Here is a 21,258-nt window from a genome sequence, read left to right as displayed (position 1 = left end):
GAGTAATGAGTCCTTGGTTAGGGTGGTTGAAGAACTCACGATGAGCCGCTCGCGTGACGAGCGGTAAAAGCCTGTTGATGCGAGGAGCGCGCGGATGGCACGAGAACTGAAGCTGGGATACAAGGCATCGGCGGAGCAGTTCGCGCCGCGCGAACTCGTCGAGTTGGCGGTCGCCACCGAGTCACATGGTTTCGACAGCGCCACCGTGAGCGATCACTTCCAGCCCTGGCGGTACAACGGCGGCCACGCCCCGTTCTCGCTGGCCTGGATGACCGCCGTGGGTGAGCGCACCCAGCGCCTGCAGCTCGGCACCTCGGTGTTGACCCCGACCTTCCGCTACAACCCGGCGGTCACCGCCCAGGCCTTCGCCACCATGGGCTGTCTGTACCCCGGCCGCATCTTCCTGGGTGTCGGCACCGGCGAGGCGCTCAACGAGATCGCCACCGGGTTCATCGGCGAATGGCCGGAGTTCAAGGAGCGCTTCGCACGGCTGCGCGAGTCGGTCCGGCTGATGCGTGAGCTGTGGACCGGTGAACGTGTCGACTTCGAGGGCGAGTACTACCGCACCCAAGGTGCCGCCATCTACGACGTGCCCGAGGGCGGCATCCCCGTCTACATCGCCGCGGGCGGCGCCGTCGTCGCCAAGTACGCCGGGCGTGCCGGCGATGGATTCATCTGCACCTCCGGTAAGGGCGAGGAGCTGTACAAGGACAAGCTCATCCCCGCCGTCCGTGAAGGCGCAGAGGTGGCGTCCAGATCTTTCGACGACATCGACCGGATGATCGAGATCAAGATCTCCTACGACCCGGATCCGGAGAAGGCGCTGGAGAACACCCGCTTCTGGGCGCCGCTGTCGCTTACCCCCGAGCAGAAGCACAGCATCCACGACCCCATCGAGATGGAGCGCGCCGCCGACGAGCTGCCCATCGAACAGGTCGCCAAGCGCTGGATCGTCGCCTCCGACCCGGACGAGGCCGTCGAGAAGGTCGCCGACTATGTGGGCTGGGGCCTGAACCATCTGGTGTTCCACTCGCCCGGCCATGACCAGAAGCGGTTCCTGGAGCTTTTCAAGAACGATCTCGAGCCACGCCTGCGCAAGCTGGGATGAGCGCTTGCGTGAAGACCGTTAGGCACAGATGAGCGCTTGCGTGAAGACCGTTAGGCACAGATGAGTTCATTACTTCGACGTTTTGTCGACGCGGTCAATACCGTGCCGGTGATGGCGCTGAACGTGCCTGGATTACGCAGTCTGGCGGGCCGATACTTCACCGTCGTCACCTACACGGGTCGCCGGTCGGGGCAGATCTTCAGCACTCCGGTCAACTACTGGCGTTCGGGCGACGACATCGTCATCTGGGTCGGCATTCCCGAATCCAAGACGTGGTGGCGCAACTTCGTCGGCGAGGGCAGACCGCTGCAGCTTCGACTCAACGGGGTTGACGTGCCCGGTTACGGAATCGCGAGAAAAGACGACAACGGCCGCGTGACGGTGTCGGTCCGTCTTGGCGAGACCCTCTAGAGCGAAGTTGGGAAGTCGATAGGGTCAGGTCATGCATGACGACCGGCGAATCGTAGAGGATCGCATTCGGCGCTTCGTCGACAAGCGGCTGAACGGTGCCATCTACGTGGACTCGGCGCCGCTGACAGTGACCGCCTGGGCCGTGCCCGGGGAACCGGTGCCATTCGCCGAGGCGGTGGCACAAGACTTCAGTGCGATCACCCCCGGGACACCATGGGGGCCGCCGTGGTCGACCATGTGGCTGCACGTGACGGGAAACGTTCCGCAGCAGTGGCGCGCTCGCCCCGACGGCGCCGCCGAGATGCGGGTGGAACTCGGTTTCACCGGCGGACCGGGTTTCAACGCCGAAGGTCTGGTGTACCGCCCGGACGGCACCGTGGTGAAGGGTATCGCGCCGCGTAACGCCTTCGTGCCCATCGACGACCCGGATGCACCGGTGGACTTCTACATCGAGGCCGCCGCCAACCCGGATATCGGTAAGTACTTCTGGTCACCGATGCCCTTGGGAGACAAGGCCACCAGCGGTGACGATGCGCTGTACCGGCTCGGCGGTGTCGACCTCGCGTTGCGTGACCTGAATCTGTGGGGGCTGCAACAGGACATCGCCACCCTGGACGGGCTGATGCATACCCTTCCCGAGGATCTGCCCCGGCGTCACGAGATCCTGCGCGCCCTGGAACGCATGTTGGACACCGTGGACCCGGACGACCTCGCCGGTACTGCGGCGGCCGGGCGTGCCCAGCTGGCCGAGGTCCTGGCACGACCCGCCTATGCCAGTGCCCATCGGATCACCGCGGTGGGGCACGCACACATCGACTCGGCCTGGTTGTGGCCCGTGCGTGAGACGGTCCGCAAGTGCGCGCGAACCTTCTCCAACATGGTCGACCTGATGGATCGGCACCCGGACTTTCGGTTCGCCTGTTCCTCGGCGCAGCAGTACGCGTGGATCAAAGACAAATATCCGAGCCTGTTCGCCCGCATCAAGGAGAAGGTCGCTGCGGGACAGTTCATTCCAGTGGGCGGCATGTGGGTCGAGGCCGATACCAACATGCCCGGCGCGGAGGCGATGGCCCGCCAGTTTGTGGCGGGTAAGCAGTTCTTTCTGGACGAGTTCGGAATCGACACGCCGGAGGTGTGGTTACCCGATTCGTTCGGCTACTCCGCGGCCATGCCTCAGATCGTCACCGCGTCCGGATCGGAATACTTTTTGACACAAAAGATTTCGTGGAACTCCGTGAACCGGATGCCGCATCACACCTTCATCTGGGAGGGCATCGACGGTACCGGGGTATTCACGCACTTCCCGCCCGTGGACACCTACAACTCTGACCTGGGCGGCGGCGATCTTGCCCACGCCCAGCGCAATTATCGTGATTCCGGCGCGGGCACCATGTCGCTGGTGCCCTTCGGTTATGGAGATGGCGGCGGTGGCCCCACTCGCGAAATGCTGGCCTACGCCACACGAAAGCGTTCCCTGGAAGGATCGCCGACGGTCACCCTGGGCACCCCGGCAGAGTTCTTCGCGGCCGCCCAGGCCGAATACGTCAATCCGCCGCGCTGGTCCGGCGAGCTCTACCTCGAGCTGCACCGCGGCACCTACACCTCACAAGCGAACACGAAACAGGGCAACCGCCGCAGCGAGCATCTGCTGCGTGAGGCCGAGCTGTGGGCTGCGACCGCCGCGGTGCGCGCAGGTTGGCAGTACCCGTACACAGAGCTCGACGAGATCTGGAAGTTGGTACTACTGCAGCAGTTCCACGACATCCTGCCCGGCAGCTCCATCGCCTGGGTGCACAGGGATGCTGAACGCAACTATGCGGCGATCGCGAAGAGGCTCGAGACCATCATCGGGTCCGCGATCGGCGCTCTGGCGGGGACGGGCGACCGGCGGCTGGTCTTCAACGCCACGCCGCACCATCGCGATGGGGTGCCCGCGCTGGGTGCGGCCGTCGCGGATCAGCCGCAACCGGTCACTCCCACAACGATTCAGGGAGGATTCCGGCTGGACAACGGGGTCCTCGCTGTCGCCTTCGATACCGATGGCCTGTTGGTCTCACTCGTCGACGCCGCCAGCGGGCGCGAGGCCATGGCGGCGCCCGGAAACCTGCTGCAATTGCACCGCGATACACCGAACCAATGGGACGCCTGGGATATTGACGGTTTCTACCGCAACACCGTCACCAATCTGACTTCGGCGGAGTCGGTCGCCGTTGTGGACGACACGCTGGTCATCGAACGAGTTTTCGGGAATTCGCGTGTTGTACAACGGATCACGTTGCTGCAAGGGGCGTCGGTGTTGGACATCGATATCGATATCGATTGGCATGAATCCGAGAAGCTGCTCAAACTGGCGTTCCCGTTCGACGTGTTGGCCGACCGATCGGCATCGGAAACCCAGTTCGGTCACGTGTATAGGCCCACGCACGCCAACACCTCGTGGGATGAAGCCAAATTCGAGATCTGCGCGCACCGCTGGGTGCATGTGGGCGATTCCGGGTATGGCGTGGCGGTGGCCAACGATTCGACCTATGGGCACGACATCAGCCGGCGCGGGTCCACCACTGTGGTGCGGATGTCCTTGTTGCGGGCACCGCTGTTCCCGGATCCCGATTGCGACCAGGGGCATCACCGACTGAAGTTCTCCGTGCGGCCCGGCGCGACCATCGGAGACGCCGTCGAGGAGGGGTACCGACGCAACCTCGCCCCGCGAATCGTTGACGGCGCCGCGACGAGCATCGAACCACTTGTCAGCCTGGACAACCCGGCGGTCGTGGTGGAATCGGTGAAGCTGGCGCTGGACGGCTCGGGTGATGTCGTTGTGCGGCTTTATGAGTCGCATGGTGGGCGGGCAGAGGCCACCCTACTTACCAACTTCAGTCACCGGCAGGCCATCGTCACCGACCTGCTGGAGCGGCCGATCGATGCGTCGGACACTGTTAGGTTCGACGGCGACGAGATTCACCTGGCACTACGACCGTTCAAGATCCTCACGCTGCGTTTCCCCGGCGTAGAAAGGCGCGCATGACCCAGCCCAAGGCATCGAGTATCTACATTGCCTCGCCCGAAGGCGATACCGGAAAGTCCACGGTCGCACTGGGTGTGATGCATCGGCTGGCCGCGTCGGTGGCACGCGTGGGCGTGTTCCGCCCCATTGCGCGCTCCGGGGAAAGCGTGGACTACATCCTGGAACTGCTGCTGGAGCAGAGTACTGCCGACATCGCGTACGAGGACTGTCTCGGCGTCTCATACCACGATGTGCATCAGGACCCGGACGCGGCGATAGCCCAAATCGTCGACAGATACCACGCGGTTGCGGAGCGCTGCGATGCCGTGGTGATCGTCGGCAGCGATTACACCGACGTTGCCAGTCCCAGTGAGTTGAGCACCAATGCCCGCATCGCGGTCAACCTCGGCGCCCCGGTCTTGTTGACCATCAAGGGATTCGATCGGACCCCCGAGGAAGTGGCAGCGCTGGCCGAGGTCTGCCTCGGCGAGCTCAAGGCGCAGCGCGCGCACACCGCGGCGATTGTCGCCAATCGATGTAACCCCGACCAGCTGGACGAGGTGCGCCGCGCGTTGTCGCGATTCGACAAGCCGGCCTGGGTACTGCCGGAGGTGCCACTGTTGGTCTCGCCGTCGGGCGAAGAACTCATGAGGGCGGTCAAGGGATCCCTGGTCAGTGGGGATGAGGCGCTGCTGTCGCGCGAGGCCACCAGCTTCATGGTGGCGGGCATGACGGCCGAACACTGCCTCGAGCGCCTCGAGGAGGGGCAGGCCGTCATCTTCCCCGCGGATCGCTCCGACGTGCTGCTCGCGGTGGCGAGTGCACATGTGGCGGAAGGGTTTCCGTCACTGTCCGCCATTATTCTGAACGGCGGGCTCAAGTTGCATCCACGGATCGCCGACCTGGTGGACGGGCTCGGCCTGCGGCTGCCGATCATCGCGACCGACTCGGGCACGTTCGAGACCGCGAGCGCCGCGGCCCATGCGCGCGGCCGCGTCACGGTGGCCTCTGCCCGCAAGATCGACACCGCCCTGGCGCTGATGGACAGGTATGTGGATGGCGCGGATCTCGTTGCACAGCTTGCTATCCCGATACCATCGGTCACCACGCCGCAGATGTTCGAGTATCAGCTGCTGGACCGTGCGCGGGACAACCGCAAGCGCATCGTGCTGCCGGAGGGCGACGACGACAGGATCCTCAAGGCTGCCGGCCGACTGCTGCAACGTCAGGTAGCCGACCTGACGATTCTGGGCGAGGAAGCCGAGATTCGTTCCCGTGCTGCCGAGCTCGGTGTCGATATCTCGAATGCGCTCGTGGTCAGCCCGAAGACCAGCGAGCTCGCCGAGCAGTTCGCGAGTCAGTACTTCGAGCTGCGCAAACACAAGGGCATGACGCCGGATCGGGCCCGCGAGATCATGCGCAACGTCTCGTATTTCGGCACCATGCTGGTGTACAACGACATCGTCGACGGCATGGTCTCGGGTGCGGCGCACACCACCGCGCACACCGTGCGCCCGGCCTTCGAGATCATCAAGACCAATCCCGATGTTTCGACGGTCTCCAGCATCTTCCTGATGTGTTTGGCCGACCGAGTGCTGGCCTATGGGGACTGCGCCATCGTGCCCGATCCGACCTCGGAGCAGCTGGCCGATATCGCGATTTCCTCGGCGCGGACCGCCGCGCAGTTCGGCATCGACCCGCGAGTGGCGATGCTGTCCTACTCCACCGGGTCCTCGGGTAGCGGCGCGGATGTGGAAAAGGTGCGCATCGCAACGGAATTGGTTCGTTCGCGGCAGCCCGAGCTGTTGGTGGAGGGTCCCATCCAATACGACGCGGCAGTCGAGCCGTCGGTGGCGGCCACCAAGATGCCCGATTCCCCCGTTGCGGGCCGCGCGACGGTGCTGATCTTCCCCGATCTCAATACCGGGAACAACACCTACAAGGCAGTGCAACGCAGCGCGGGTGCCATCGCCATCGGGCCCGTTCTGCAGGGGCTGCGCAAACCCATCAACGACCTCTCCCGTGGTGCGTTGGTGGAAGACATCGTGAATACCGTGGCCATCACGGCGATTCAGGCACAAGAAAGGGCACAAGCGTGAGCGCCGAAGGGTCGGTTCTGGTCCTCAACTGCGGCTCGTCCTCGGTGAAGTATCAGCTCATCGAACCGGATTCGGGCCGGGTGGATGCCCACGGACTGGTGGAGCGCATCGGTGAAGAGCCGGTCCGCAACCACGACGAGGCACTGCGGCTGGTCTTCGACTCCATCGACACCGATGACGTGGTGGTGGTCGGCCATCGTGTGGTGCACGGCGGGCAGAAGTTCCACGAGCCGACGGTGCTCGACGACGCGGTGGTCGCCCAGATCGCCGAGCTGTCCTCACTGGCGCCGTTGCACAACCCGGCGGGCGTGCAGGGTATCGAGGTCGCGCGGCGCCTGCTGCCCGATGTGCCGCAGGTGGCGGTGTTCGACACAGCGTTCTTCTACAGCCTGCCGCCGGCGGCGGCCATCTACGCGCTCGATCGCGATGTCGCCGAGCGCTATGGCATCCGGCGCTACGGCTTTCACGGCACCTCACACCAGTACGTGTCGCAGCAAGCCGCCGGCTTTCTCCGGCGCGGGTACGCCGATATCAACCAGATCGTGTTGCATCTGGGCAACGGTGCGTCGGCGTCGGCGATTCTGCACGGCCGGGCGGTGGAGACGTCGATGGGCCTCACGCCGCTGGAAGGTCTGGTGATGGGCACCCGGACCGGTGACATCGACGCCGGGATCGTGTTCCACCTGGCGCGTCACGGCATGAGCATCGATGAGATCGACACGGTGTTCAACCGGCGGTCGGGGATGCTCGGATTGTGCGGTGCCAACGATTTCCGTGAGGTGCATCGCCTGATCGATGAGGGAGATGCCGCGGCGCAGCTCGCCTACAACGTGTACGTGCACCGGCTGCGCAAGTACATCGGCGCGTACGTCGCGACATTGGGTGGAGCCGACGTCATCTCGTTCACCGCCGGTGCGGGAGAGAACGACGCCGTGTTGCGGGCCGATGCCATGGCGGGGCTGGAAGTGCTTGGCATCGAGATCGACGCGGAACGAAACCAGGTGCGCTCCGGTGAGATCCGCCGTATTTCCACCGACACCTCCCGGGTGACCGTGCTGGTGGTGCCGACCAATGAGGAGCTGGCCATCGCCAGGGCGGCAGTGGGCGCCGTCTGACTTGACCCGCGACCGAACTAGAGCAGTGAGGTCGGCCGCGTCGCGTTGGCCAGATCGACCAGCGCATAGCGGTGGGTGCGCTCGGTGGCCCGGCGGGCCAGCGCCCGTAGGCACCGCTCAACCCCTTGGCGCAGGCCGCGTTTGGTGAACGGGACGCCCAGGATGTGGTGCCCGGTCGAATGATTGGTCTTGATCCAGTCCAGCGCCGTGCCCAGCACCAGCGCCCTTATCTGCAACACGCGCGGCTCTGTCTCGGGTAGCGCCTCGACCCTGCGCGCGGCCTCGCGGATGTCGTCCTCGGTGACCTCGGAGAGCGTGCGGCCGGACAGCAGGGTAACCGCGCTGGTGAGACGCGCGGTGGTGAAATGGCGCGAGGTTGGCGGCACGTTGTCGAGCATGCGCACGGCCTCTGCCCGTTCCCCGCGTGCGGCCAGGGTGCGGGCCAGCCCGTAACCCGCCGAGATGACGCTGTTGTCGGTGGACCATACGGTGCGATACAAGTCGAGGTTCTTCTCATCTCCGGCCAGTTCAGCGGTCGCGGCCAGGGCCATCTTTGGCGCGATCTCGCCGGGCAGGAAGTCCAGGACGGCGGTGAAATGCTTTGTGGCTTGGTCGTAGTCGCCGTTGAGGAGCGCGGCCATGCCGCGATACCAGGTGAGCCGCCACGGTGTGCCGACTCGGTCTTCGAGCTGGTCGAGCTTGCTGTTGGCCTTCGCGACATCACCCAGATCCAGGAGTGCGCGGGCCTCCATCAGCGGTAGTTCTATCGACTCGGTGAGATCCACGCCGTCGGCGTCGATTCGGCCCAGGCGTGCCCCCTTCAACGATTCCAGGGTCTGTATCGGCTGGCTCAGCACGGTCGCCTGCAGAATCGCGGCACCCACATCGGTGGGGTCCAGAAGCGGAACCTGAAGGGCCGTCACGATATCCGGGGCCGTCAGGCTGGGCGGATGGGCAAGCCCGTCGACGTACACGTCGGTGTGCGCCACCAGCAGATCAACCCCGAATGTCGACCGCGACGGGCTGAACAGCGTGGACATACCCGGTCGGGGAGTGCCCGTGTCCAGTGCCACCACCTCGCGCAGCACACCCACGAGCTGTGTGGCCATCTCTTCGGCACTGCCGAACCGTGCGCTGGGATCGGGATCGATCGCGCGGCGCAGGAACCGGTGGAACGAGTCGTACTTGGCCAGTACCGGGTCTTCGTTCGGCAGCCCATTCTTGTACCGGCCCTTGCGGGTTGGCATTCTCAGGGTCAGCACGGCAAGGGTCCGTCCCACCGTGTAGATGTCCGAGGCCACGGTCGGGCCGGTCTTGGAGATCTCGGGCGCCTGGTAGCCGGGTGTGCCGTACAGGTTCCCGTAGGCGTTGAGCGAGGCCACCGCCCCCAGGTCGATGAGCTTGAGCTGCTCCTCGGTGATCATGATGTTCTCGGGCTTGAGGTCGTTGTAAGTGAGCCCGACGGAATGCAGAAAGCCCAGTGCGGGAAGGATTTCCAGCATGTAGGCGATGGCCTGGGCGACGGGAAGCGCGCTGCCCTTGGGTTGCTTGAGCGAGGTGCCGCCGACGTACTCCATCACGATGTACCCGACCGGGTTCCCGTGCTGATCCGGGTGCTCGACGAAATTGAAGATCTTCACGATCGAGGGATGGGCCACCTCGGCGAGGAATCGCCGCTCGGCCATCGCGATGTTCTGTGCCTCGGCGTCGCCGGAGTGCACCAAGCCCTTAAGTACCACCGGGCGATCGTTGACATTGCGATCCACCGCCAGGTAGATCCACCCCAAGCCGCCGTGCGCGATGCAGCCCTTGATGGCGTACTGCCCGGCGATGACGTCGCCCGGGTTGAGTTGCGGCAGAAAGGAGAAGCTTGAACCGCAGGAGGGGCAGGTGCCCTCGCTGCAGCCGGGACCGTCCCCCGGTTTCTGGCCGGAGCGCCCGACCGGCTTGCCGCAGTTCCAGCAGAACCGCTTGGACTCCTCGACGACTGGATTGGTCATCAGGGCTGCCAGCGGGTCGATTTCCGGGACGCGTGGGATTTCCACCAGTCCGCCGCCCAGACGCCTGGTGGGGGAGAGCCGTACCCGAGTGGTGGTGGCCCGAACCTCGGGTTGGGTGGTGGGCTGTGTGGCGGGCTGTGTGGCGTCCGGGGGACGGAACACAGCCCGGGTCGCCACGGGCCGCATGGTCGAGGCTGAGTCGACGTCTAGGTCGGCGAGGGTTGCGGGCCGCGTGCCCGGACCCTCGTCCGCGGGTGTGTCGTCGGCCGGATCGTCGGGGCCGTCCAGGTCGTCGGGATCTTCGCTCATCAGTCCCGGTACTTTGCGCTCGGAGGTGCGGGCGCGGGCCCCAGCACGCTCAACCACTTGCGATACAAGGCATTCCAGGTTCCGTCGCGGCGGATGCGCTCCAGGGTGCGATTGACGTATCGAACCAGATCGGTGTTCTCCAACTTGATGCCGATCCCGTAGGGCTCATCGCTCATGTTCGGCCCGATGATGTGCAGATAGGGGTCCTGGGACATCAGGCCGGCGAGGATCGAATCATCCGTACTGACCGCGTCGACCTGCCGTTGCTGCAGTGCCACAAGACAATCGGCCCAGGTCACCACCGAGATGATGACCGGGGGCGGTTCAATCTGTGAGAGCCGGTTCAGTGAGGTGGTACCCCGTGCGGCGCACACGCGCCTACCGGAGAGATCCTGCGCATTGGTGATACCCGAGTCGCGGGCCGTCAATATCCGTTGGTAGTTCATCAGATAGACGGACGAGAAGTTGACCTCTTTGCGACGCTCGCAGGTGATGGTCATGGTCTTCACCACGATGTCGACGGTCGAGTTCTTCAGTGCGGCGATGCGATCCGCGGAGGACAGAATCCGGTATTCCACCCGCTCGGGCGTACCGAAGATGTCGCGGGAGACCTCTCCGGCGATGTCGACGTCGAACCCGGTCAGCTCGCCGGTGATCGGGTCGCGGAAGCTGAACAGGTTGCTGCCGATGTCCAGCCCGACGACCAGACGTCCACGCTTGCGGATCGCCACTACCGCCTGGTCGTTGGCGGCCCGGTCGTTGGTGGGGCGCAGGCTTGCCGTCGGGTCGCACGAGGTGTCGACCTTGTCCAGGAGCGCGCGGTTCGGTTCCTGCTCGGTCATTTCTGCGGGGGTGGGCCGCGGCACGGTCAGCTGCGGCAGCGGCGTGGAGTTTTCGGGCGTCGAACATCCGGCCAGCACCGCCACGGTGAGCGCCAGCGCTCCGCATCGGTAGCCCCACTGCGCCATCGCGCTCATCATCGGTACTCGCTCAGTCGCGGCCACAGGCCGACCCCTACGCATATCGCGCCACCCACCGAAAGGATCAGCGCACCCGCGGGTGACAACGTCAATGCGCGCTCGGCATTGAGTATCCCCGACCGCAGCTGGCGTCGGCTGTCCTGGACAGCGTTGCGCAATGACGCGTCGAGGCTGTCGAAGGCGGGCGTGGAATCCGATTCGCTGCTACCGAGGGCCACCTGGGTCGCGGCCTGGTAGTTGCCGACACCGATGTACGCGTTGATCCGATCATCGGCCTGCCGCCACCGGGTGAGCAGCTGTTGCGCCCGTTCCAGGTCCGCGCGGGCAATGGCATCAGGGTTCGACAGGTATTCGCCTATCTTGCGTTCCATCTCGTCGATGCGGTCGTAGTACGACTTCTTGCGGACGCTCTCGTCGCCGCGGCGGATGAGCGCGAGCGTCTCGTCGGCGCGGGCCTGTTGGGCCGAGATGACCAGTTGGGTGATGGTTTTCAGCGAGTGCGCACCGCCATTGCGCGCCTCGGTACCCAGCGAGGCGGAGACGGCAAGTGCGATACCCACCCAAACCACCATAAGCAGTAGGGCCAATCCACCGGCCAGCATGCCGGGGTTGATCATGCGTCGCGTCCTCTTGGACAACCAACGATGGCCGAAGACCCCGCCGATCATGGTGCTCAGCACGATGAGGATCACCGGGAACGGCACCCGCGTCGACGCGCTGGTCTCCTGGTCGACGCGATTCGACGTTTCCTCGTAGAGGCGCTGCGCATCGGGGAGGATCGTGCGCTGCATCAGTGCCGACGCCTCGCTCAGATATGAGGCGCCGACGGGATTGCTCGCCCGGTTGTTGGTGCGCGCGGTTTCGATCAGTCCGGTATAGACCGACAGCTCGGCGTTGATTCTGCTGAGCAGTTCCTGCATCGGTTTGTCGGTAAGCCCGCTGGAGGCCGCGACAAGCGCGGTCGAGGCGTCGGTGATTGCCTGCTCATATCGTTCCCGCACACCTTGCGGTTCGGTACCCGCAATGAAGGCGGTGGTCGCCGCGGCATCGGCAACCGACAGCGTGCTGTACAGCTGTCCGGCCGAGTAGGCCAGCGGCTCGGTGTGGTTGAGCACCGTGCTCAGGGCTTGTTGCCGGTCCTGCACGCTCGCGGAAGTCGCCACCGCGGACAGCACGCCGGCGGTGGCGAGGGCGATACCGAGCAGCAGAATCTTGCCGGGTGTGGACTTGAGGAACCACCACCACGGATGAGCTGGCACGATCGGCGTCGCCGCGCCGACGGGCTCGGTCGACGGGTGCGCTAACCGCGTCGTCCCGACAGTCACCTCTTACCTTCCTCTCCCGGCCTTAATAGGAAGTCTAAGAGCATGTTTAGCTTTCGGTGGCTCTACTGTGGACTCTGTGCGTGGCGACGGTGACGGATGGGTTGTCGCTGACACGGGCGCACGATTCTGGGGTCGGTTCGGTGCGGCGGGGTTGCTGCTGCGTGCGCCGCTAACGAACGGCCAGCCCGCTGTGCTGCTACAACATCGCGCCTGGTGGAGTCACCAGGGTGGTACGTGGGCGTTGCCCGGAGGTGCCCGCGACAGCCACGAGTCCGCGGAGGAGGCGGCGCTTCGCGAGGCTGCCGAGGAGGCCGGGATCGTTCCGGGCGCGACGATCATCCGTTCCTCCGTGGTGACCAAACGCATTGACGGGCAGGCGCATTGGACGTACACCACGGTGATCGCCGATGCCGCCGAGCTGCTCCCGACGGCGGCCAACCACGAAAGCACCGAGCTTCGGTGGGTGCCCGAGGAAAAGATCGAGGGCATGCGGCTTCATCCCGGGTTCAAATCGTCGTGGCCGCTGCTGCGGGTTGTCGAAACGTTGCCAGGGGCATCGAACGGCTTCGCCGGGGCGGGCACTGTCGAGCTCGAGTCCGGGCGTTTCGCCTGGCAACTCCCGTAGCGTTCACGTATGCGTAAAGGCCTCCTTGTCCTGTTGGCCGTACTCGTCGGCCTGCTGGTGGGTGCCTGTAGCTCGGAGAAAGCCGAGAGCGGGCCGGGTGATCGCAACGAGGTGGTCGCGGCGGCGCTCGCTCGTATCGAGGCTGATCGGGGTAAACCCGTCAACCTCGATGTACAGACGTTCAAGAGTGCCGACGGCTGGGCGCTCATCGACGGCCGGTTGCAGGACTCCGGCGGCGCCAACCCGACCCGCTACCAGGGCCTACTCAGGAAGACCGGGCCCAAGTGGTCCATTCTGGAGAGCGCGATCGGTCCCACCGATGTGCAGTGGGCGGCCTGGAAGACGAAGTACCCCGACGCCCCGGCCCAGCTCTGGCCCTGACGCCCAGCGTGAAGCTACCGGGGGAATTGGACCGAAATTCCGCAATGGCTTCACGCTCGGTGAGCCAGTTCGCGCAGTGTGGCGGCGGCGGCGCGGGGATCGACCGCCGCGGTGATCGCCCGCACCACGACAATCCGTGACGCCCCGGCGGCGACCACCTCGGGCACCCGCGCCTCGTCGATGCCGCCGATCGCGAACCAGGGTTTAGAAGTCCCGAGTTCAGCCGCGGCTCGGATCAGGCCCAGACCGGGCGCGGTGCGGCCCGGTTTCGTGGGCGTCGGCCAGCACGGCCCGCAGCAGAAGTAGTCGATCTCGTCGTCACCGGCGGCTGCGGCAGCCTGCTCGGCATCGTGCGTGGAGCGCCCTATCAGCACATCCGGTCCGACGATCTCCCTGGCGACGGCCAGCGGCAGGTCGTCTTGGCCCAGGTGCAGGACGTCGGCGCCCGCCGCCCGGGCGATGTCGGCGCGGTCGTTGACGGCGAACAGTGCGCCATGCCGTGCCGCGGCCTCGCCCAGAACCGCCAGATACTCGAGTTCTTCGGTGGGTTCGAGCCTGCCGAACTGCCGCTCACCCGCCGATCCCTTATCGCGCAGCTGCACGATGTCCACCCCGCCCGCGAGGGCGGCGTCCACAAACTCGGCGAGGTCGCCGTGTTCTCGGCGTGCATCGGTGCAGAGGTACAGGTGAGCAGCTTCAAGCCGGGCCGAACGCGAGTGCATAGTCGAAGACGCTAGCGTTGTAGGGGTAATTAACGCGGGAGCCCCGGGATGTCGGGGCTGAGAGTGGGCCAACGATTCCAGCCCTGACCGTCGTACCTGATCCGGGTCATGCCGGCGAAGGGAGTTGGCTCCGATTGTGATGTCGTCTACAAAAGGCTCGGTCGCCGTCATCGGCGGCGGAGTCATCGGGCTGTCCGTGGCCCGGGAAGCCGCCCGGGCAGGGTGGCAGGTCACCTTGTACGACGATGGCCGACAGGGCCCGTCGTGGGTAGCCGGTGGCATGCTCGCGCCGTACAGCGAGGCATGGCCGGGTGAGGACGACCTGCTGGACCTGGGAATCGAGTCTCTCGGGATCTGGCGCGACGCGTTCATCGATGACGTGGAAAACACCGTGATCACCGCGCGGGGTTCACTGACCGTGGCCGTGGACACCGCCGACGTCGGTGAGCTGAGGACCATGATGGATTGGCTGGCCGCGCGCGGGCATCGCGTGGCCCAGACCACCAACGCCCGCGATATCGAGCCGCTGCTGGCCCAGAACATTCGCCGCGGGTTCACCGCACCCGAGGAACTCTCCGTCGACAACCGCAAGGTGCTGCAGGTGCTCACCGCACAGTGCGAGGCACTCGGTGTGCGTAGGGGCTCTTCGGTTGCGCAGGTCGATGACGTGTCCGCTGATCAGGTGGTGATCGCCAACGGGGTGCAGGCGGCGGCACTCGCGGATCTACCGGTTCGTCCGGTGAAGGGAGAGGTGCTGCGGCTGCGACGGCGACCCGGCGCGATGCCGCCGCCGGCGAATGTCATCCGCGCCCGGGTGCACGGACGCCACGTCTACCTGGTGCCCCGGGAGGACGGCGTCGTCGTCGGTGCCACGCAGTACGAGCACGGACACGACACCGCGCCCGCCGTCGCGGGAGTGCGGGACCTGCTCGATGACGCGTGCGCTGTGCTGCCCTGTCTGGGCGAGTACGAATTCGCCGAATGCGCGGCGGGCCTGCGGCCGATGACCGACGACAACCTGCCGATCGTGGGGAGACTCGACGACCGCGTTCTCGTTGCCGCCGGACATGGCCGATCGGGCTTCCTGCTTGCGCCGTGGACGGCCAAGACGATCGGGGCAGTCCTGGACGGTGGCGAGTCGCCTTCCTCCGTCGATCCCCGCCGGTTTGAGAAGGCACCCAGTGTGAGTAGACCCGGCCAGGAGGTCCGATGAACATTCAGGTAAACGGTGACGCGCGCGAGGTCACCGACGGCGCCAACATTTGGCAGCTGCTCGAGCAACTGGGCTTCCCCGAGTCCGGCATCGCGGTGGCCATCAATCACACCGTGGTGCCCAAATCCGATTGGGACACCGCGGTTTCCGTCGGTGCCACGGTTGAAGTGGTGACGGCGGTGCAGGGTGGGTAACCCGCAGGCAAGCATGGGAACACGCACGGTGGATGAGCCGCTCTGTATCGCGGGCCGAACCTTCGGGTCCCGGCTCATCATGGGCACCGGGGGTGCCGCGAATCTCTCGATTCTGGAACGGGCGTTGGTGGCGTCCGGTACGGAGCTGACCACCGTCGCGATCCGCCGCGTGGACGCCGCGGGCGGCACCGGTGTGCTGGATCTGCTCAAGCGGCTCGACATCATGCCGCTGCCCAACACCGCGGGATGCCGAGGCTCCGCGGAAGCGGTGATGACGGCGCGCCTGGCTCGCGAAGCGCTGGAGACCAACTGGATCAAGCTGGAGGTCATCGCCGACGAACGCACGCTGCTGCCCGACGCGGTCGAGTTGGTGCGGGCGGCCGAGCAACTCGTTGACGACGGCTTCGTGGTACTGCCCTACACGACCGACGATCCGGTGCTGGCCCGCAGATTGGAAGACGTGGGATGTGCGGCGGTCATGCCCCTCGGGGCCCCCATCGGAACGGGCTTGGGCATCACCAACACACATAACATCGAGATGATTGTGGCCACCGCGGGAGTTCCGGTGATCCTGGACGCTGGGATCGGCACGGCCAGCGACGCTGCGTTGGCCATGGAACTCGGTTGCGACGCCGTGCTGCTTGCGACGGCCGTGACCCGCGCCGCCGATCCCGAACGCATGGCCGCTGCCATGGCGGCGGCGGTGACCGCCGGTCACCTCGCGCGTCACGCCGGTCGCATACCGCGGCGCTTCTGGGCGCAGGCCTCCAGCCCGGCGCCGGACCGACCCGCCGAGCAATAGCTGGCATAGTGGGCCGCATGATCGAACTGCGGTCGCTGACCAAGGTCTATGGCCAGACCCCGGCGGTCGACGACCTCTCTGTCACCGTCGAGCCGGGTGTGGTGACCGGGTTCCTGGGGCCCAACGGAGCGGGCAAGTCGACCACGCTGCGGATGATCGTCGGGCTGGCTCGCCCCACGTCGGGGACGGCGACGATCGGCGGCAAGCAGTATCACGAGATCGACCATCCGCTGCGCGAGGTCGGCGCGCTGTTGGATCCCAAGCAGTTTCATCCCAACCGCTCGGCGCGTAATCACCTGCGGTGGATCGCCGCCGCCAATGACATTCCCACCCAGCGCGTGGACGAAGTGTTGGAGATGGTCGGGCTTACCGAGGTGGCGAATCGTCACGCCGGCACCTTCTCTCTGGGTATGTCGCAGCGGCTGGGCATCGCGGTCGCATTGCTGGGCGATCCCAAGGTGCTGTTGTTCGACGAGCCGGTCAATGGCCTGGACCCCGAGGGCATCCATTGGATTCGCACGCTGATGCAGAGTCTGGCGGCGCAGGGGCGCACCGTGCTGGTGTCGAGTCATCTGCTCTCTGAAATGGCCAATACGGCAGACCAATTGGTGGTCATCGGTCGCGGCCGGTTGATTGCGGCGACATCGATGCACGAGTTTGTGAGCCGGGCCGGCGCCGACGTGGTGCGAGTGCGCAGCCCTCAGATCGGCACCCTGCGTTCCGCCGCGGAAGAGAGCGGTTTTTCGGTAGCGGGTGCGGAAAACACTGGAGAGCAGGATGTGCTTGAGATCAGCGGCGCCCTCATCGAACAGGTCGGCGAGCTTGCGGCGCGTCTTGGTGTCACGTTGTACGAACTTTCCCCGCAACGAGTTTCGTTGGAGGACGCGTACCTGTCGTTGACCGATGATGCCGTGCAGTACCGCAGCCAGCTCGATGATCCGCCTGCGGGAAGAGTGGCAGGCGCAGTGGCCGACCAGGAGGGCGTGCGCTGATGGGTGTCATCGCGGCGGAACGGATCAAGGTATGCACCTCGCGGTCTGCGTTGTGGTGCAGCCTGCTGGCCCTGGCATTGGGTGTGGGATTGGCGGGTCTGCAGGGCGGATCGGCGTCCATCTACACGCTCATCTCTCCTGGCGAAGCCGCGGGCGGGGCGGCCCTTGTCGGCGTACCGCTTCTCATGGTCCTGGCCGCTATGACGGTGACCAATGAGAATCGAACCGCCATGGTGCGAACCACCTTTCAGGCCACGCCCAACAGGTTGACGGTTATCGGCGCCAAGGCGGTGGTGGCGGGGTGCTGGGTGGCCGTCGTCACCGCGGTCACCGCGCTGACCTCGATAGCTTTGGTGCGGGCGATGGCAGGTCCGGTGGCCGGTGCGAACTTGGCGCTGGGCAGAGCCGGTGTATGGAACACGATCGGTGCGGTCACCGTCTACGCGTTCTTGTGCGCGGTGCTCGCGGTGGCCGTGGGTGTGTTGCTGAAGCACACCGCGGGTGCAGTCGCGGTACTGCTGTTGTGGCCGACGGTCCTTGAATTGATGCTGGGCTGGCTCACTGATGCAGGAAAGGCGTTGCAGCCCTTCCTTCCCTTTGCGAATGGAATCCGGTTTACCGGTGTGCCGTGGTACACCTCGGACGGCGTCCGATTCGTTTGGGGCACCACTGGATCCCTCGTCTACTTTGCTACCGTGGTTGTCATCACGCTCGCTGCGGCACTGGCCGTCGTGCAGCGACGCGACGTTTAGGTCGGGACAAGGGAGAGCAGATGGCGACCAATCGGGTTCTGTATGCGGTCGCGGTGTCCGCGGCATGTGCATTGGCGACTGTGACGGCATGCGATCGGGACGGTGCAGACGCGCCCCGCTCGGCGCCGCAGGCCGGAACCCAGGAGGCCGTCGGCTTCGCGCACTCCCTGCATGAAAAGGTCACCGTCGACAATGTCGTGAAGCATCTCTCGGCGCTGCAGGAGATTGCCGACAAGAACAACAACACCCGGGCGGCGGGCACTCCCGGTTTCGAACAGAGCGTCGATTACGTGGCAAAATCTCTGAAAGACAAGGGATTTGATGTGCAAATCCCCGAATTCAGCTTCAAGTACTTCCAGGCCAAGTCTCTTGATCTGACCGTCGGATCCAAGAAGGTGGACGCCGGCGTGCTGTCGTACTCACCGGGTGGTCGTGTCGAGGGACGGCTCGTTCCGGCCCGCGTGGAGGAATCGCCCGGTTGCACGGTCGAGGATTACGACGGGCTCGACGTCAAGGGGGCGGTGGTCCTGGTCGACCGTGGTTCGTGTCCGTTCGCTGATAAGGAAAGGGTGGCCGCCGAGCGCGGCGCGGCCGCCGTGATCATCGCGGACAGTGTTGATGAGAACACGGTGGGCGGCACCCTTGGCGAGGATTCCAGCCCGAAGATCCCGGTGGTGGGCGTCACGAAATCCATCGGGGCCGACCTGCGGGCGCACCCCGACAAGGTTGTCCTCAATGTCGATGCCGAGACCAAGGACGTCAAGGCACGCAATGTGATCGCGCAGACCAAGACGGGTGCCACGACGGATGTCGTGATGGCAGGCGCGCACCTCGACAGCGTTCCCGAGGGGCCGGGTATCAACGACAACGGCTCCGGCACGGCCGCGGTGCTGGAGACCGCGTTGCAGCTGGGGCCGAACCCGGATGTCAAAAACGCGGTGCGGTTTGCGTTCTGGGGTGCGGAGGAAGAAGGGTTGATCGGCTCCACCGACTACGTCAAGTCGCTCGACGTGGATGAATTGAAAAACATTGCCCTGTACCTGAATTACGACATGCTCGGTTCGCCGAACGCCGCATACCTCACCTATGACGGCGACCAGTCCGACGAGCCGGACCCGAACGAGGCTCCGGTGCGGATCCCCGAGGGGTCGGCAGGCATCGAGCGGACCGAGGTCGCCTACCTCGCCGAACAGGGCAAGAAGGCCCATGACACCGGCTATGACGGCCGCTCGGACTACGACGCGTTCAGCCGATCAGGCATTCCCACCGGCGGCATTTTCTCCGGTGCCGAAGACAAGATGTCGGCCGAGGAGGCGAAGGACTGGGGCGGTAAGGCGGGTGAGCCGTTCGATCCGAACTACCACCAGGCGGGCGACACGCTGGCCAACGTGAACAAGGACGCGCTCAAGATCAACGCGGGTGGAGTCGCCTACACGATAGGGCTGTACGCGCAGAGCATCGACGGGCGCAATGGCGTACCCGTGCACGAGGATCGCACCCGCCACAAACTGAAGAGCTAGTAGATCTTCGGGGCGTTTCGCTCCGGCCCGCCGAAGCTGCGGTAACAGCTTCGTTGCAACGCCCCGAAAGGCCTTGGGAATCAACGCTGGTGCGGTAGCGTGTGCGATTGCTCGATTCGCACAAGTCCACCGGTGTTCCAAAGAGGTTCCATTGAGGTTTGTTTGATGGCGTTATTTCGCGCCCGGGGGCTGGCGCGCGCTTGCTCCCTGATTGCGATCGCGGCGGTAGCGAGCTGCTGTGCGCACCCGACGGCACCGGGTGCCGGTGCGGTGTCCGCGCCCAACCCGAATCTTGCGGCCGATCTTGCCCGTTCGGTAACAGTCGATTCGATGATGACCCACCTGCAACAGCTACAGCAGGTGGCCGACGCGAACGGCGGGAATCGTGCCGAGGGCACACCGGGTTACGACGCCAGCGCCGACTACGTGACAAAGACCTTGAAAGATCGCGGGTTCGAGGTTCAGACTCCGGAGCTGTCCCGACTCAAGGTGTTCAGCGAGGGCAAGCCGCTCGTCGACATCGGCGGTCGCCCCTACGCGCTGGATCAGGCCTCCTATTTCGCCCAGACGCCCAAGGGTGGGCTCAAGGCCAACGTCATCCGCCCGTCGGGCAAGGCCAGTGGTTGTGCCGCGGCCGATTACGGCACGCTCAAGGCCGACGGCCAGATCGTGGTCGTCGACGGCACCGGCTGTTCGGTGGTCGAGAAGCACAACGTCGCCAAGGAAAAGGGTGCGGCGGCAGTGCTGGTGGCGATGCAAGCAGGTGCGGGCGAAGGTTTGTTCACCCCCAATTACTATGAGCAGCTTTCTATTCCGGTGGGGATCATCGATTCGGGAGTCGACACCCTGCTGCGCCGCAATTCGTCGCCGGTGACTCTGGTGCTGGATATGAATGTCGCGAAGGTGCGTTCGCGCAGCGTCATCGCGCAGACCGCAACGGGTGATCCCGCGAACGTGGTGCTCGCCGGGGCTCATCTGGACAGTGTGTTGAAGGGGCCCGGCATCAACGACAACGGCACCGGGGTGGCGGCGGTCTTGGAGACCGCACTGCAGCTGGGGCCGAAGCCGACGGTCAACAACGCCGTCAGATTCGCGTTCTGGGCTGCTGAGGAAGACGGGCTCGCGGGATCGTTGGAGTACACCAAGAACCGCACTGCCAACGAGCTCAACGACATCGCGCTGTACTTGAACTTCGACATGCTCGGTTCACCCAACGCCGGGTATTTTGTGCTCGACGGTGATCAGTCGGCCACCAAACCGGATCCGAATCGGCCGCCGCTGGATGTTCCCGAGGGATCGGCGGGCATTGAACGCACCTTCGCGGGATATCTGAATCTCGCCGGCAAGCGTCCCGCGGCCGAGGAGTTCAGCGGCAGATCCGATTACGGGCCCTTCATGTCCGCGGGCATCCCCGTCGGGGGTATCAGCTCGGGTGCCCTGGACAGGATGAGCGGCCCCGAAGCCAAGACCTGGCAGGGACACGCGGGCCAGCCGTTCGACCCCAACTACCACGGTCCCAAGGACACCCTCGCGAACGTCGGGAAAACCGCGCTGGGCATAAACGGTCCGGCGGTGGCATTTGCGGTCGGGACCTATGCGTTGTCGACCACGGGGCCCAACGGGGTACCGGAGCGCAAAGTTCGCCGACACTCTCCGCTGGAGCGCTAGGGCAGCTAGCATGCCAGCGCATGAGAAGAATTCTCGCT

The 21,258-nt window shown here is 65.3% G+C and carries 18 protein-coding genes and 1 riboswitch; of the genes, 14 read left to right on the top strand and 4 right to left on the bottom strand.

The features are described 5' to 3' along the window. Positions 1 to 94: 94 nt before the first annotated feature. The 5 genes from fgd to B4393_RS06655 are packed head-to-tail and all read left to right on the top strand — an operon-like array spanning position 95 to position 7,737. Positions 95 to 1,108 carry a glucose-6-phosphate dehydrogenase (coenzyme-F420) gene (fgd, locus tag B4393_RS06675; RefSeq protein WP_078333460.1) on the top strand — a complete coding sequence of 338 codons (1,014 nt, stop codon included), beginning with the start codon at positions 95 to 97 and terminating at the stop codon, positions 1,106 to 1,108. A 60-nt stretch (positions 1,109 to 1,168) separates the two neighbouring features. Then, positions 1,169 to 1,519 (top strand): nitroreductase/quinone reductase family protein, encoded by a 351-nt coding sequence (locus B4393_RS06670; RefSeq protein WP_078333459.1) that lies wholly within the window; start codon positions 1,169 to 1,171, stop codon positions 1,517 to 1,519. Between the two features lie 31 nt (positions 1,520 to 1,550). Then, entirely contained in the window at positions 1,551 to 4,544 is a 2,994-nt protein-coding gene (locus tag B4393_RS06665) for an alpha-mannosidase (RefSeq protein WP_078333458.1), read from the top strand. Beyond that, positions 4,541 to 6,622 carry a phosphate acetyltransferase gene (gene pta / locus B4393_RS06660; protein ID WP_078333457.1) on the top strand — a complete coding sequence of 694 codons (2,082 nt, stop codon included), beginning with the start codon at positions 4,541 to 4,543 and terminating at the stop codon, positions 6,620 to 6,622. Before B4393_RS06665 ends, pta begins: the two co-directional genes overlap by 4 nt. Then, positions 6,619 to 7,737, top strand: a complete 1,119-nt coding sequence (locus tag B4393_RS06655) for an acetate kinase (protein WP_078333456.1) — start codon at positions 6,619 to 6,621, stop codon at positions 7,735 to 7,737. Before pta ends, B4393_RS06655 begins: the two co-directional genes overlap by 4 nt. A 17-nt stretch (positions 7,738 to 7,754) precedes the next feature. On the opposite strand, the gene B4393_RS06650 is transcribed toward B4393_RS06655, so the two are convergent. Genes B4393_RS06650 through B4393_RS06640 form a run of 3 tightly spaced genes read right to left on the bottom strand, consistent with a single transcriptional unit; the run spans position 7,755 to position 12,351 of the window. Then, complete coding sequence (locus tag B4393_RS06650) at positions 7,755 to 10,046, bottom strand: serine/threonine-protein kinase PknG (protein ID WP_078333455.1); 2,292 nt, start codon at positions 10,044 to 10,046, stop codon at positions 7,755 to 7,757. After that, positions 10,046 to 11,014 carry a glutamate ABC transporter substrate-binding protein gene (locus B4393_RS06645; protein ID WP_078333516.1) on the bottom strand — a complete coding sequence of 323 codons (969 nt, stop codon included), beginning with the start codon at positions 11,012 to 11,014 and terminating at the stop codon, positions 10,046 to 10,048. Before B4393_RS06645 ends, B4393_RS06650 begins: the two co-directional genes overlap by 1 nt. An 8-nt stretch (positions 11,015 to 11,022) precedes the next feature. Continuing rightward, positions 11,023 to 12,351 carry a hypothetical protein gene (locus tag B4393_RS06640; RefSeq protein ID WP_078333454.1) on the bottom strand — a complete coding sequence of 443 codons (1,329 nt, stop codon included), beginning with the start codon at positions 12,349 to 12,351 and terminating at the stop codon, positions 11,023 to 11,025. 76 nt (positions 12,352 to 12,427) lie between these two features. Between B4393_RS06640 and B4393_RS06635 the strand changes: the two genes are divergently transcribed. Next, on the top strand, positions 12,428 to 12,976 hold the full coding sequence (locus B4393_RS06635) for an NUDIX domain-containing protein (protein WP_078333515.1): 549 nt from the start codon (positions 12,428 to 12,430) through the stop codon (positions 12,974 to 12,976). A gap of 9 nt (positions 12,977 to 12,985) precedes the next feature. Then, positions 12,986 to 13,357, top strand: coding sequence for a hypothetical protein (locus tag B4393_RS06630; RefSeq protein ID WP_078333453.1), 372 nt, complete (start codon positions 12,986 to 12,988; stop codon positions 13,355 to 13,357). A gap of 50 nt (positions 13,358 to 13,407) precedes the next feature. Here B4393_RS06630 and thiE read toward each other — a convergent pair whose 3' ends face one another. Continuing rightward, positions 13,408 to 14,079 carry a thiamine phosphate synthase gene (thiE, locus tag B4393_RS06625; RefSeq protein WP_070938206.1) on the bottom strand — a complete coding sequence of 224 codons (672 nt, stop codon included), beginning with the start codon at positions 14,077 to 14,079 and terminating at the stop codon, positions 13,408 to 13,410. Positions 14,080 to 14,103: 24 nt separating this feature from the next. Continuing rightward, a riboswitch (TPP riboswitch) is annotated at positions 14,104 to 14,219 on the top strand. On the opposite strand from thiE, the gene thiO reads away from it, so the two are divergent. The 7 genes from thiO to B4393_RS06590 all read left to right on the top strand — a co-directional run bounded on the left by thiO (position 14,219) and on the right by B4393_RS06590 (position 21,220). Then, a complete protein-coding gene (gene thiO, locus B4393_RS06620; protein ID WP_078333514.1) occupies positions 14,219 to 15,292 on the top strand; it encodes a glycine oxidase ThiO in 1,074 nt (357 codons plus the stop codon). It overlaps the preceding riboswitch by 1 nt. Then, positions 15,289 to 15,486 (top strand): sulfur carrier protein ThiS, encoded by a 198-nt coding sequence (thiS, locus tag B4393_RS06615; protein WP_078333452.1) that lies wholly within the window; start codon positions 15,289 to 15,291, stop codon positions 15,484 to 15,486. The genes thiO and thiS overlap by 4 nt, the downstream gene beginning before the upstream one ends. A 13-nt stretch (positions 15,487 to 15,499) precedes the next feature. Then, entirely contained in the window at positions 15,500 to 16,288 is a 789-nt protein-coding gene (thiG, locus tag B4393_RS06610) for a thiazole synthase (RefSeq protein ID WP_078333513.1), read from the top strand. Positions 16,289 to 16,305: 17 nt separating this feature from the next. Continuing rightward, on the top strand, positions 16,306 to 17,280 hold the full coding sequence (locus B4393_RS06605) for an ABC transporter ATP-binding protein (RefSeq protein ID WP_078333451.1): 975 nt from the start codon (positions 16,306 to 16,308) through the stop codon (positions 17,278 to 17,280). Next, complete coding sequence (locus B4393_RS06600) at positions 17,280 to 18,032, top strand: ABC transporter (protein ID WP_078333450.1); 753 nt, start codon at positions 17,280 to 17,282, stop codon at positions 18,030 to 18,032. The genes B4393_RS06605 and B4393_RS06600 overlap by 1 nt, the downstream gene beginning before the upstream one ends. Positions 18,033 to 18,052: 20 nt before the next feature. After that, positions 18,053 to 19,552: a M28 family metallopeptidase gene (locus B4393_RS06595; protein WP_078333449.1), complete on the top strand. Its 1,500-nt coding sequence runs from the start codon at positions 18,053 to 18,055 to the stop codon at positions 19,550 to 19,552. Between the two features lie 165 nt (positions 19,553 to 19,717). Further along, entirely contained in the window at positions 19,718 to 21,220 is a 1,503-nt protein-coding gene (locus B4393_RS06590; RefSeq protein ID WP_078333448.1) for a M28 family metallopeptidase, read from the top strand. Positions 21,221 to 21,258 lie beyond the last annotated feature (38 nt).

This window comes from Mycobacteroides franklinii (genome assembly GCF_002013895.1).
Lineage (GTDB): Bacteria > Actinomycetota > Actinomycetes > Mycobacteriales > Mycobacteriaceae > Mycobacterium > Mycobacterium franklinii.
The sequence above is the reverse complement of the archived record's forward strand: the minus strand, read 5'-3'. Positions and strand labels throughout refer to the sequence as shown.